This window comes from Calditrichota bacterium, from assembly GCA_013112635.1.
Taxonomy (GTDB): Bacteria; Calditrichota; Calditrichia; order Calditrichales; family J004; genus JABFGF01.
This window is the reverse complement of sequence record JABFGF010000009.1, coordinates 66,629-79,905: the sequence shown is the minus strand read 5'-3', so window position 1 is coordinate 79,905 and position 13,277 is coordinate 66,629. Positions and strand designations below refer to the sequence as shown.

Sequence of the window (13,277 nt, the reverse complement as noted above, 5' to 3'; positions counted from 1 at the left end):
TCCAAGAAAATAATAAAGTTTAAGTTCGTAGTCCATTCCTTAAAATGTGTGTATTGCCATTACTAAAAAAATATTTTATTTGCCTGTTTAAATCGATCTTATAAAGCATTAAATTACATGCTTGAAAAACAGAACCGTTTATGAATTTTTTTAACAAATGTAGGATTTATAAATGAAAATGAATATTGAAATTAAAGACAGGTATCAAAATCGCCATATTGGCCCACGTATCTCTGATGTCCAAAACATGCTTGATAAAATTGGTGTTTCATCTTTAGATGAACTAATTGCACAAACGATCCCGGAAAATATCCGTCTAAAACAAGATTTACAAGTTGGAGGTGGAAAATCTGAATTTGCCTTTTTGCACGAGCTGGAAAAGGTTGCTCAAAAAAATAAGATCTATAAAACATATATTGGGATGGGTTTTTATGATACAACTACGCCTAGTGTAATTTTACGAAATATCTTTGAGAATCCTGGCTGGTATACACAATATACACCTTACCAGGCCGAAATTGCCCAAGGCAGGTTGGAGGCTTTGCTTAACTTCCAGACGATGGTGATGGACTTAACAGGGATGGATATTGCTAATGCCTCTTTGTTGGATGAGGGAACAGCTGCTGCTGAAGCAATGACCATGTTATACAGGTTACGCAAAGGTCCACAAGTTAAAAACGGGGCAGATACTTTTCTCGTATCAGACAAGGTTTTTCCACATACAATCGATGTTTTAAAAACCAGATCTGCACCATTGAACATTGAAATAAAGGTGATTTCGGCTGAAGAGTTTGAATTTTCTGAGAAAGTTTATGGAGCGCTTCTTCAATTTCCTAATGAAGACGGATCACTTGAAGATTCAACGGAACTAATCAAAAAAGCACATGAAAATAATTGCAAGATTGCTGTTGTTGCTGATTTACTAAGCCTGGCATTATTGACACCACCGGGTGAAATGGGCGCAGATGTTGTGGTCGGAACCTCACAACGATTTGGCGTTCCACTTGGTTATGGCGGACCTCATGCAGCTTATTTTGCTACAAAAGATGAGCATAAACGGCAAATTCCCGGCAGAATAATTGGGGTTTCGATTGACAGGCACGGAAATCCCGGATACAGAATGTCGCTTCAAACACGTGAACAACATATCCGGGGAGAAAAAGCAACTTCAAATATTTGTACAGCCCAGGCTTTATTAGCCATAATGGCTGGCATGTATGGTGTTTATCATGGGCCCGAAGGCATAAAAGGGATTGCCGGGCGCATCCATGGTTATACAAAAATCCTTGCAACTGAATTGCAAAAAATGGGTTACCAGCTTTCATCAGAACATTTTTTTGATACAATTACCATTAATCATGACAATTTAATTATAGATAAAGCTGAAAAACTATTTGAAGAAAATCGGATAAATGTACGGTTTTTTCCAGATGGAAGAATTGGGGTCTCGCTCGATCAAAACACACGTTTCCCTGATGTGCATGACCTGTTACATGTTTTTGCAAAAGCAGCTGATAAAGAATATCACTCAATTAAAAGTACAGAGTTTAACAATGTTGACCTGACCTTTCCGGACAACTTAATGCGCCAAAGCAAATATATGGAGCACCCTGTGTTTAACAGCTATCATTCAGAAACAGAGATGATGCGCTATATAAAACGTCTGGAAAATAAAGATCTTTCTCTAAACACATCTATGATACCTTTGGGTTCTTGTACGATGAAACTCAATCCGGCCACATCCATGATGCCTGTTTCCTGGCCTGAATTTTCCCAGCTTCATCCATTTATCCCGGCTGCACAGGCAGAAGGATATCATGAGCTGATTGAAGATATGAGCCGTACGATATGCGAAATTACAGGATTTAAAGCGGCGTCACTTCAACCAAACTCCGGCGCGCAGGGAGAATATGCCGGTTTGCTTACGATCAGGGCTTACTATCTTGATAAAGGTGAAGGCCACAGAAATGTTGTGTTAATTCCATCATCAGCGCATGGTACAAATCCTGCAAGCGCCAGTTTAGCAGGGATGAAAATTGTTATTGTAAAATGTGACGATCAGGGCAACGTGGATATTGACAATCTAAAAGAAAAGGCTGAGCAACATAAAAATGAGCTGGCTGCTTTTATGATCACTTATCCATCTACACACGGTGTTTTTGAAGAAAGCATATCAGAAATGATGGACATTATTCATGATAATGGCGGACAGGTTTATATGGATGGCGCCAACATGAATGCGCAGGTCGGCTTAACTAGTCCGGGGGTAATTGGCGCGGATGTGTGTCACTTGAACCTGCATAAAACTTTTAGTATTCCGCATGGTGGTGGTGGGCCGGGAATGGGGCCAATTGCTGTGGCCGGACATCTTGCAAAATTTCTTCCCGGGCATACGCAAGTCAAAACAGGTGGAGAAAAAGCCACTTCTGCGGTGTCTTCAACGCCATTTGGCAGCAGTAGCGTTTTACCAATTTCTTATGCTTACATGAAAATGCTGGGTAAAGATGGAATGAAGGCTGCAAGTGAATTTGCCATTTTAAATGCCAATTATATTAAGGCGCGATTGAGCAATTATTATAAAGCACTCTATACCGGTAAGAATGGATTTGTCGGTCATGAAATGATAATTGATTTACGCCCATTTAAAGAAGCAGGTATCGAGGTAGAAGATATTGCGAAACGCCTGATTGATTATGGTTTCCACGCGCCAACTGTTGCCTGGCCTGTTCATGGCACTATGATGATCGAACCTACAGAGAGCGAATCGAAAGAAGAGCTGGATCGTTTCTGCGATTCTTTGATTTCTATTCATAAAGAAATGGAAGATGTCAAGTCAGGTAAATCCGATTCAGAAAATAATGTATTAAAAAATGCACCGCATACTGCTGCAGAAGTTACTGCAAATAATTGGGATCATCCATACTCGCGCGAAGAAGCGGCATATCCTTTAAGCTATTTAAAAGACAATAAATTTTGGCCGGCTGTAGCACGTGTAAACAACACTCATGGTGACAGAAACCTGGTTTGCTCTTGCTTACCAATTGAAAGTTATGAGGAGTAAACAATTATTCAACCACAGATTTACACGGATTACCACAGAAATAAAATTGAGAATAAATATATAAATAATTTTTTCATCTGTGAAAATCGGTGAAAATCCGTGGCAAAAGTAAAAAACAAAAAGGGAAATAACCATGTCAGGACAAGGATCTACAGGAAATGTGATTGCCGCTTTAGCCAGTTTTTTTATCCCGGGATTAGGCCAACTTATCCAAGGCCGTTTACTTTTGGCGATTATCCACTTTGTTTTAGCCGGAGTTTTATGGTTTTTCTTTCTTGGCTGGATTGTGCACCTTTGGTCAATAATTGATGCGGCAAGATACAAGGCTTAACCTTCATTTGTCGACCAAATTGCTATTTCATCTATGCTGAGACAGGAGTTATAATGAACTCACCTTGAAAAAAAAGGCTTAGAATATTCCTTTTGTTCTACGTCTTTTTTTTATTCCAATTTTGTTCTTCCACCAGAAATTCAAATGACCAATTATCTAGTACAAAACCCAAAGAACAACTAAATATACTTGAGTTTAAGATTGATGAAGTAGGAAAATTTAATGAAAGTTTTTTAGGTGATTCTTTAGTATCAGATTCTCTTGATTCTACTCAAATTAACAGCAAAATTGAGTTAGTCAAAAATTACCCTAATCCATTTAGTCCGACAGCAGATGTCTATTTCAAGATATTTGAAACAGGAGATGTAACTTTTGAATTAATAGATACAAAAGGTAAAATGGTTGGAGTTAAAACGTATCCAAATGCAAAACCGGGTAAATATAAAATAGATATGAGTTCATTTGGCCTAAAATCAGGATTATATTATTACCGAGTTTTGACTTTAAATACTCAAACTAAATATGCTAAAATGTTGTTGATTAGATGAGCTAATCATAGAAGTTTAATGTTTTTCATTTCAGAACGCTTAAAGGAAAGATGTAACAAATGAAATTATTTCTAATATTTTTTTTAATTTTAACCGCTACAAAAATTTTTGCCCAGCATAAGAATATATTAATCTCAACGGCAAATACGCCCAATGAACCCAGCATTATGATTGATCCTGCCAATACAAACAGGATAGTGGCGGCTACAAATATCAATAATTTCTATTACTCTTCCGATGCCGGTGAAACATGGGAAAGCGGAATCCTTTCTTCCAGCGCTTTTGGTGTTTGGGGCGATCCTGTTATTGCCGTAGATACAACAGGCGCTTTCTATTTTCTGCATTTATCAAATCCTCCTTCAGGTACATGGATTGATCGGATTGTCAGTCAAAAATCTATCGATGGTGGCAAAACCTGGAACGATGGCACTGCTTTTGGCAAAGATGGCTCCAAAGCGCAAGATAAACAATGGGCAGCTGTAGACCGCAACACAAATTCAATGTATGTAACCTGGACTCAATTTGATGAATATGGCAGTTCACATTCAAAGCATAAATCAAAAATCCGGTTTACAAGATCAACAGATGGTGGAGAAACCTGGTCTGAACCTGTGGCAATAAATGAAATTGATGGTAATTGTATAGATGACGATGAAACAGTTGAAGGCGCAGTACCAACTGTTGGACCCAATGGAGAAATTTATGTGTCCTGGGCCGGACCTGCGGGATTAGTTTTTGATAAGTCATTAGATGGTGGCGAAACCTGGTTGGAGAACGATATTTTTATCGATGAAATGCCGGACGGTTGGGCTTATGATATTCCGGGAATTATGCGTGCCAATGGCATGCCCATTACGGTGTGTGATTTGAGTGGCGGACCTAATCATGGAAACATTTATGTAAACTGGTCTGATCAGCGCAATGGCACAAATGATACGGATGTTTGGTTTTCAAAATCTACAGATGCCGGAGAGACTTGGAGTAAGCCGGCACGGGTTAATGATGATCCTGCCGGGAAACAGCAATTTTTTACCTGGATGGACATCGACCAGACAAATGGCATTTTGTATTTTGTTTTTTATGATCGCCGGAATTATGATGATCTTCAAACCGATGTTTATATGGCCAAGTCTGATGATGGTGGTGAAACGTTTGTAAATTTTAAAATAAGCGAATCACCATTTATACCAAATGCCGGTATCTTTTTTGGGGATTACACAAATATCTCTGCCCATAATAATGTTGTTCGTCCGATTTGGACACGGCTTCACAACGGCGCACTAAGCGTTTGGACTGCGCTAATTGATGTGGATAATATTACAGCAATTCAAAATGACAATAACGAAATTCCTCAGAAAAATGATTTGGTCTCTAATTATCCCAACCCATTTATAGATAAAACATATCTTTCTTTTAAGCTGCATAAAAATGCACAGATCAGTCTGAAAATATATAATGTCTTGGGTGAAGAAGTTGCCTCGGTTATTGATAACCGTAATTATGGTATGGGTAAATATATTGAGAGCTTTAGCCCGGCGAAACTTAGTCTTTCGACAGGAACTTATTATTATATTTTGAAAAAAGATGGGGAGATTTTTAAAAAGAAAATGTTGTATATAAAATGAAATAATAAAAAAGGGAATGACAATTTAATCATTCCCTTCTTCGTTTAGAGCCACCAGACCTCTTTACCCGGGAAGTCCTAACTCTTTGTTACATACCGATTGCAAATGATCTTAAATAAATGGTATTTAAGTGTCAGAACGTTCCACATAACTTTTGGAACTATTCCACTAAAATAACCAAATAGCGCATCTTCCAAAATTCATCAGGATCTTTAATTTCAAGTTTTGTTTCTTCTTCTGTTTCACCAACCAGTTCATACGATCCGGTTGCATGAGCAGATATTATTTCAATATCCTCTTTGTTACCGGAAATAGTTATAGTTTCAGTATCACTGATATTTGCTGTGACAAAATCATCCCTGTTTAAGGTTGAAGAAACAACTGTTGTTGTCCCAATCCCGATAAAGCCGCCCTTTTCCGTGATGATTTGTTTTTCTTCCAGCTCATCATCTGTCCCAATAATGTAATGGGCTACATTCATTTGCTCGGTTTGCTCTTCAATTATCAGATCACGCTCTTTTATATCAAAAGATGCCTGGGCAACTTTTTGATTAAGTGAATCAACTTCTGTGCGTAGTTCTGCAATATATAGTTCTTTTTCTTCCAGCTCTTTGGTCAGTTTCTCAATAGTTTCTTCAAAGGCTTTGCTGGTCATTTCAGAGTCTTTAAAACGTGTTTTTAATGTATTCAGCTTTTTCTTGCTGCGGTTAATATAGTTGTCAATTGATTCAATATTGCTGAGCATTTTTTTCTTTACATTGGCCTCTTTACTCTTCTCAATACTTTTGGAGTATTCAGTAATCATGCCTTCACGCTTACGAATATTTTCCAGGTTATCGTAAACTTCGTTCAGGGTTGTTGTGTATTCTTCAATAAATTGATCTTTTCCGGACGACTGTTCCATGATCAATTCATTTTGTTTTTTTACTTGTTGTAATTCAACTTCAAGTTGGGTGATTTTTTGCTGGTTGCATGAAAAAAGCAAGGCAGTAATTGTAAAAGCTAGTATATATTTCATTTTTATTTCTCCTTTAATTTCCAATATTTAAGAGTATCCTGGGAAAGTGATTCAAAAACTATTTTACCATCTTCTGGTATTGAGATACGGCCTTCTTCCATATTTTGAAACTGGATTTTAGATTTACCGGGCCAGATATTTCCTGTACCAACCTCTCTGTTGTTGTGTGTATTTAATGTGTACTGAAAAGTGAGGGTGCTATCTGCTGAAGCAACATTCTTTATATCGAGGGTAATTACTTCAAGTGCGGCATCAGTCGTTGTGAAACCGATATAAAATTTTTGATAATCATCCAGGCTTAAATCCTGAATAGGGGACGTAGTATCCATGGCAACGGAATCATGCGATGTTGTTTCTACCGCATCGACCATTGCAAGTGAGCTGTCCTGAGCTGTAGCAAAATAGATAAATGCCAACAGGCTGAAAATTATTTTTTTCATCAAATCTCCTGGTTAGGTATTTTAGCAGAGTTCATCTAAAGTGATACAGATCAAATATCAATTGCTGTGCCAAAAAAGCTAAACGGTTGCAAACAGGCTCCTATTGATGAATAACAATCTATAAAAATGTTAAGTTTAAAAACTCTGTGCATGAATTGTACAATTCACACTAATTTAATTGTAAAATAAAATTGAATTTCAAAAGGAGAGAGATATGCCTTCATTTGATATAGTTTCAGAAGTAAATATGCATGAATTAACAAATGCCATCGATCAGGCAAACCGAGAGGTAACTACACGTTATGATTTTAAAGGCAGCGATTCGAAGTTTGAATTTGCCGATGATGTCATCACAATGTTTTCACAATCGGATTTTCAATTGCACCAGATGCTGGATATGTTGCAAGGAAAAATGATAAAGCGTGGTATTGATATTAAATTTATTGAAGCCGGACAGATATTAGAATCAGGAAAGGGCACCCGCCAGGATTTAAAAGTAAAACAGGGTCTGGAAACGGAAACAGCTAAGAAAATGGTTAAGATGATTAAAGATACAAAGATGAAAGTTCAAGCTGCAATTCAAGGCGAAAAACTTCGTATTACAGGAAAAAAACGTGATGACCTACAGCAAGTAATCGCACTGTTTAAAAAGTCAGATTTAGACGTGCCTTTACAATATGAAAATTTCCGCGATTAAATTTTGGAGTAAACCGTCGTTTCGGTTTTATTAGTTTTGATTTATGATTCAAATTAAAAATGATGTTTATCTTGATGAAAATAAACTTTCATTTCAAGCAGTACGGAGCAGCGGGCCAGGTGGCCAGCACGTAAATAAAGTTAGCAGCAAGGTTATTTTGTCTTGCCCGCTGGCCATAATTAGAGGATTGTCTGAACGGCAGTTGGAAATGATAATTACAGGCTTGAGTAATCATCTTGTCAATGGCAATGTTATAAAAATAGAATCACAAAAACACCGCTCTCAATTTGCCAACAAACAGGATGCGGTTGAAAAACTAATCCTGCATTTGCAACGGGCTTTAAAAGAGAAGAAGCCACGTAAAAAAACAAAGACACCTAAATCCGTAAAAGAAAAACGATTGCAGCAAAAGAAAAAAAGGGCCCAGCTTAAGCAAACAAGAAAAACGATTGATGATTAATCTGCTATTATAAAAAACTCAATTTTTGTTGTCATTCAGTGTGGAATGTAACGGAGCGAATAATCTTAAGGCAGCACGATAATTACAGGTCTGCTTTAAAAAGATAAGAGAGCTTCATAAAAAAACCGCGTTGGGCTTGTGTATACTTATCAAAACTTATCCAACCTTTGTGGAATTTTGTTCCTTTTTCGTAAAAATCATTATAGCCAAGAAATATCACAGTTCCTGGTGAAGGCGTGTAGCTGAAAAGTAGGTTAACATCTATTTGACCGGACTCTGCATAAGAATAGTAAGTGTCATCATAATGCAAAGTGGTTCTTTCTGCTATCAGGCGAAGCGCAAAATATCTGTAAAACTGCCATGATAACTTTACCCTTGGGATTTCCTGAGATAAGCCTTCATTTAAACCGTTAACTTCCCCTGTAAAACGATAATACTTGTAAGAAAAATCAAAATTTAAATAGCCCAATGGTTTAAAAACTAATGAGGATATTATATAGTTTACATTTCCAAGAAATGTTGGGTTTGTAAAATAAGAAATCTCATCCCCGTTATAGAGATAAAAATTGGCCTGTAACCATGAAAGAGAAGTGTTGCTTATATCCACGGCATAATTATTCTTATCAAAATTTTGTCCACCAAAATTTTCCCTGGAAAAATAGTGGCTAAGTGTTACTTCTGTTTTAAAATCGAATTGGAAGAAAAGAGAAGACCAAAGATTATCTTCAATAACCTTGTTTTCATGATCGACAATGCGCGTGGAGTAAATGTATGGGCGGAAATACTGCAGGCTGTTTTCTTGCCACTTGAAGTTATACCAAAGCTGCAAACCGCCTTCACGAAATCCATTTGCAATTATATCCTGCCGTTCAATAAAACCATTATCAACGCGGAAATCCGGTGCGTAATCATTATAAAAAATTTGAAAATTCCAGGTATCTGTGCCATGCCAGTAATTACCGTAAAATGCGGGATCTTCAGTTTTTTGAGATGAAAATACATCTTTTGTCTGTGAATGCAATCCTTGTAAAGTAAGGATATCATTATCTGTAAAAGCAAAAGTGCCGTCTAATCCGTAGACTCGATTGTAAGTGTCTTCAAATTCCCTGTCAGTAACAAGGAGGCCAACACTGCTGTTATCAAAAATAGTTCGTTTAATTCGCAAAATATTGTTTAAGCTTTTTTTCGTTCCATATTTTTTGACCGTTGCTGAATCGCTTCCTAAAAAGGCTGTTGTACCTTGATATTCATCAATTGTACTAAGTAGTCCGACTGAATAATCGCCAACGCGTCCACTGAATTTTATGCCACCTAATGGATCGATTAGTTGCCTTGTATAAACAGCCTGGATAGGGGTTTTAAATATATCTGTCCCTTCCAGAAAAAATGGTCTTTTCTCGGAATAGAACAGCGGTTTCCTTCGGTTAACATCAATTTTATTAACATCGGACTCCACCTGGCTAAAATCCGGGTTAAAAGTAAGATCAAGATTTAATCCTGAGCTGACTCCATATTTTAGATTTAAGCCGAAATCACCTTTAATTGGGCCATTATTAAGTGAGCTGTCTATTGAAGAATAATTGTCTACTCTAAATGAAGAAAATTCCGGAAGTATCTCCAGCCCTTTCCCGGTTTGGATGGATTGTATATCGCTTAATCTACCAAACTGTCCGACCCAGTCTGTGGAGTTTAAAGATATTCGCGGCCAAACGGTATCGTGGTTTAAATGCTCAGTATGACGTAGAATTGCGAAACGCCAGTTCATTTTACTTTTATCAGGAAAATTGAGACTGCTGAATGGAATTTGTGCTTCTACAATATAACCCTGGCGAAAAATCCTGCCGTGGGATTCGAAAATAAAATCCGGTTTAAAATCTTCCCCAACGTGCTCCGTATAAACGCCATCTCCCTGAATGCCGAAGGGATTGAAGGCAAACTGATAGGCATGCTCGCCGGCATCAAATGTATCCAGATATAAAAGGATAAAATCATCTTCAAAGATTGCATCCCGCTTGGCCACAGTAGCCCGAATAACAGAAGGATCATCATAAAAACAAATAAAGGCAATATAGAGATTTTTTTCATCATAGCCGAAAAGGGCAGCGGTCCGTTCTTCAGCAGGGTTGCCGGCAACGGGTTGGATTGTATAAAAATCAGTTATACGCGTTGCATTTTTCCAAACATCTTCTGTAAGGAAACCATCCAGGACAATTCCTTTATTAAAGGGATTTAAACGAACCTGATCATTAGGCTTTGGAAATACAGTGGAGATAAGTAATGATAACAGAATGATAATGAGATACTTTGATCTCATAGCTTCTCCGTTAAGCTGTCTATCGGTTAATTATTTTTTAACTGTAAAAAGAGTATAAAGTCCGAGGCTGAGAAAAATTAAATTTCCTAGCCAGGCCGCTAAAAGTGGTTCTAATGTTCCCTGATGGCCAAGTACCTGACCAAAGCGGATGATAATAAAAAAAGAAAAACTAATAAGAAGACTAAGGCCAAAGCTAAGGCCTGTTCCGCCGCGTCTTTTCCGTGATGCAAATGGTGCGCCAATTAAAACCACAATAAAGTTAGCAAAAGGCAAAGCAATTTTCAAATGTCTTTCAACCAACCATTTGCGTGGATTGGCTCCAATTTCTTTAAGCTCTTTGATAAACGTGTTAAGCTCTGCATAGCTCATTTCTTCTGGCTTTTTTTTGAAACGCATAAGATTTTTTGGCTTAATGCGGCTATCGGAAATGGTTGTGTCTGCCATTTTAAAAATTTGTTCCTGGTCATTACTAAACCTGCGTAAACTGGCGTCGGTTAAAACCCAGCTGCTATCGATCCAGCTCATTTTCTTTGCATCTATTCGTTCCACCAAAACTGAACCGGAAAATGTTTGAAGGCTTACTTCGGTGGCCACATTTTTTTTGCCGTTATAATATTTTACGTACATCTTCCGCGAATCAGAATCCTGCAAATAAATGTTGTTGCGAAACTTGCCGCGATTCCTGGGATTATCTTTAATTTCATAGCTCATCAGCTCTGCACGGTTTTGGTTGGCAACCGGAACGACATATTCATTAAAAATACCGGCAAGAATACTTATAAAAAATGCAGTAATAAATAATGGTGTTAAAATTTTATAAAGGCTAATTCCTGAGGAAAGCTGCGCTACAATTTCGTTGTGTTGCGCCAGGTTACTAACGGCAAATAAGGCTGCCAGAAGCATGGCTATAGGCAGGGTAAGGCTGATTATATATGGAATAAAATACACATAAAATAAAAAGAATTGCTGAAGACTGGCATCGTTATCAATAAAGACCGAAAGTTTTTCAATCATATTGATTATTATGAAAATAATAATCCAACCGCTAATGGCAACAAACAGGTTTACGATAAACTTTTTTAATAAATATTGATGTAATTTTTTCATTAAGAAATTTAGTTTTTTGATTTTGTTAAAATGGTGGTTGCAAAATAATCATGGACCAAATTGATAACATGTAACCCGTAACCCGCATCAGTTACAAGTCTTCTTTGGCCTTAAAAAGTTTTAATAAGCGATCCCAGTTAATAAAAGACGATTCGCGAACAGCACGCCAGATTAGGTATAATCCTGAAACAAACACAATCGCATTTGGAGACCACATTGCCCAAAAGGGCGATAAAATTCGTCTATCAGCCAATTTTTCACCACCAATTAAAAAAGCCCAATAAAGAATAAAAAAGCCAAGACTTAACGTAATCGCTACACCCATGCTGCCTTTGCGCGCCATTATTCCTAGAGGTGCACCAACAAGGACAAACATTATACTTGCAAAAGGTATGGATAGTTTTTTGTAAATCTCAACGTCAAATTTATTAATCCTGCTTTTATGGTTATTTAACAGGTTTATATTTGTTTTCATTTTTTGTGCGTATCGTTCCGCGGTGCGGATAGCTTTTTGCCGGGCAATTCTATGTTGCTCATCAGATACTGCTGGAAGTGTGTCAATTTTCGAAAGCAGTTCCAGCGAATCATTTTGTATGATACTGAATAAGTTGTTTAATCGTTTAAAATTGCTATCCAAATCTTCTTTTACTTTATCGATTTGTTTATTCGCCTGATCGCTGCTTTTTAAAACTTCCTCCTGCATCTGGCTAATATTCATTTCACGATCGCTGCGGTAACTGCTGTTAGAGGCCTCCAATTCAAAATTTTTGGCAGGCATATAAACAATGTGTTTTTCAAATTCCGATCTTTGGTATTCTTCAATTTTTTTAAAATCAAACTCATGAAACTCACCTTTAAACAGGGTGAAAATTAGTGCCTGTTTTTCCTTTGAGTAAACCATGTAACCTTCTTCGGCATTGATTGTTGTAGTGCTTTTGGGTGATGATTTATCAAAGATAGTCACATTTTTCAGGCGGTCGAGCTGCTCATTATTTTGATACTCCGGGCCTAACAGGCTTGCTAAATTAAGCCACTCTTCCGGCAAGGGCTTTTCGATTTTGTTTACCACAAAGGCAAAATTGTCAAGCTCAAAAAAGATATGTTCCTGCAAGGAAAGTGTTGGCTTTTTTCGTTTTATGGCCTGGAACATTTTACGTGCCGCATGATTTGTATCGGGCAAAATCTGATCATTGAAATAGATCATGCCAACCGTAAGCATTAAGCCAAAAAACAATGATGGCCGGATTATGCGATAAATGCTGATACCGCTCGATTTTAAAATTGTGATTTCATTGTCTGCCGAGAACCGGCCAAACGACATTAACACTGCTACAAGTGTAGCCATAGGAACAGCAAGTGCTATCATCCAGGCAAGGTTGTAGATAATTAATTCAAAGATGGTTAAAAAAGAGAGCCCTTTGCCAAAAATTTTATCAATATGCTTTACCATAAACTGCATCAGTAAAATAAACATGATTACAGAAAGGGCAAAAAAGAAGGGGCCAATATGTTCTTTTATTATGTAGCGGTTTAATATTTTCATTCGATATTTTTTTATTTACAGATTGGTCTTACTCTTGCTTTGGATTTTTGTTTGAACAATTCGCGAAATATAAACAAAAAATGATTTTTGCCCTAATCATTTATTTTTGCTGCCACAGCATTTCTCTTATAAT

The 13,277-nt window shown here is 37.3% G+C and carries 11 protein-coding genes; 6 read left to right on the top strand and 5 right to left on the bottom strand.

Going from position 1 to position 13,277, the window contains the following annotated elements; translation table 11 throughout:
- Nucleotides 1-172 precede the first annotated feature (172 nt).
- From gcvP to HND50_18955, 4 genes are all read left to right on the top strand, one after another.
- Entirely contained in the window at nt 173-3,061 is a 2,889-nt protein-coding gene (gene gcvP, locus HND50_18970) for an aminomethyl-transferring glycine dehydrogenase (protein ID NOG47331.1), read from the top strand.
- A 133-nt stretch (nt 3,062-3,194) separates the two neighbouring features.
- The gene (locus HND50_18965; GenBank protein ID NOG47330.1) at nt 3,195-3,392 is read left to right on the top strand and encodes a hypothetical protein; all 198 of its coding nucleotides are present in this window, start codon (nt 3,195-3,197) and stop codon (nt 3,390-3,392) included.
- A gap of 92 nt (nt 3,393-3,484) precedes the next feature.
- Nucleotides 3,485-3,940 (top strand): T9SS type A sorting domain-containing protein, encoded by a 456-nt coding sequence (locus HND50_18960; protein NOG47329.1) that lies wholly within the window; start codon nt 3,485-3,487, stop codon nt 3,938-3,940.
- Nucleotides 3,941-3,999: 59 nt separating this feature from the next.
- Nucleotides 4,000-5,565: a T9SS type A sorting domain-containing protein gene (locus HND50_18955; protein NOG47328.1), complete on the top strand. Its 1,566-nt coding sequence runs from the start codon at nt 4,000-4,002 to the stop codon at nt 5,563-5,565.
- Between the two features lie 160 nt (nt 5,566-5,725).
- On the opposite strand, the gene HND50_18950 is transcribed toward HND50_18955, so the two are convergent.
- Nucleotides 5,726-6,583, bottom strand: a complete 858-nt coding sequence (locus HND50_18950) for a hypothetical protein (GenBank protein NOG47327.1) — start codon at nt 6,581-6,583, stop codon at nt 5,726-5,728.
- 2 nt (nt 6,584-6,585) lie between these two features.
- On the bottom strand, nt 6,586-7,023 hold the full coding sequence (locus tag HND50_18945) for a hypothetical protein (protein NOG47326.1): 438 nt from the start codon (nt 7,021-7,023) through the stop codon (nt 6,586-6,588).
- A 214-nt stretch (nt 7,024-7,237) separates the two neighbouring features.
- Here HND50_18945 and HND50_18940 point away from each other — a divergent pair, with 214 nt between their 5' ends.
- Together HND50_18940 and arfB are read left to right on the top strand one after the other, a co-directional pair.
- The gene (locus HND50_18940) at nt 7,238-7,720 is read left to right on the top strand and encodes a YajQ family cyclic di-GMP-binding protein (protein ID NOG47325.1); all 483 of its coding nucleotides are present in this window, start codon (nt 7,238-7,240) and stop codon (nt 7,718-7,720) included.
- 43 nt (nt 7,721-7,763) lie between these two features.
- Complete coding sequence (arfB, locus tag HND50_18935; GenBank protein ID NOG47324.1) at nt 7,764-8,180, top strand: aminoacyl-tRNA hydrolase; 417 nt, start codon at nt 7,764-7,766, stop codon at nt 8,178-8,180.
- 82 nt (nt 8,181-8,262) lie between these two features.
- Here the strand turns inward: arfB and HND50_18930 are convergent, their stop codons facing one another.
- From HND50_18930 to HND50_18920, 3 genes are all read right to left on the bottom strand, one after another.
- The gene (locus tag HND50_18930; GenBank protein NOG47323.1) at nt 8,263-10,494 is read right to left on the bottom strand and encodes a carbohydrate binding family 9 domain-containing protein; all 2,232 of its coding nucleotides are present in this window, start codon (nt 10,492-10,494) and stop codon (nt 8,263-8,265) included.
- A gap of 30 nt (nt 10,495-10,524) precedes the next feature.
- Nucleotides 10,525-11,601 (bottom strand): LPS export ABC transporter permease LptG, encoded by a 1,077-nt coding sequence (gene lptG / locus HND50_18925; protein NOG47322.1) that lies wholly within the window; start codon nt 11,599-11,601, stop codon nt 10,525-10,527.
- A 91-nt stretch (nt 11,602-11,692) separates the two neighbouring features.
- Complete coding sequence (locus HND50_18920) at nt 11,693-13,144, bottom strand: YjgP/YjgQ family permease (GenBank protein NOG47321.1); 1,452 nt, start codon at nt 13,142-13,144, stop codon at nt 11,693-11,695.
- Nucleotides 13,145-13,277 lie beyond the last annotated feature (133 nt).

Bases quoted from the DNA above. Each gene is read 5' to 3' on its own strand.
- gcvP (NOG47331.1), top strand. From the start codon at position 173: ATGAAAATGAATATTGAAATTAAAGACAGGTATCAAAATCGCCATATT.
- HND50_18965 (NOG47330.1), top strand. From the start codon at position 3,195: ATGTCAGGACAAGGATCTACAGGAAATGTGATTGCCGCTTTAGCCAGT.
- HND50_18955 (NOG47328.1), top strand. From the start codon at position 4,000: ATGAAATTATTTCTAATATTTTTTTTAATTTTAACCGCTACAAAAATT.
- HND50_18950 (NOG47327.1), bottom strand. From the start codon at position 6,583: ATGAAATATATACTAGCTTTTACAATTACTGCCTTGCTTTTTTCATGC.
- HND50_18945 (NOG47326.1), bottom strand. From the start codon at position 7,023: ATGAAAAAAATAATTTTCAGCCTGTTGGCATTTATCTATTTTGCTACA.
- HND50_18940 (NOG47325.1), top strand. From the start codon at position 7,238: ATGCCTTCATTTGATATAGTTTCAGAAGTAAATATGCATGAATTAACA.
- arfB (NOG47324.1), top strand. From the start codon at position 7,764: ATGATTCAAATTAAAAATGATGTTTATCTTGATGAAAATAAACTTTCA.
- HND50_18930 (NOG47323.1), bottom strand. From the start codon at position 10,494: ATGAGATCAAAGTATCTCATTATCATTCTGTTATCATTACTTATCTCC.
- lptG (NOG47322.1), bottom strand. From the start codon at position 11,601: ATGAAAAAATTACATCAATATTTATTAAAAAAGTTTATCGTAAACCTG.
- HND50_18920 (NOG47321.1), bottom strand. From the start codon at position 13,144: ATGAAAATATTAAACCGCTACATAATAAAAGAACATATTGGCCCCTTC.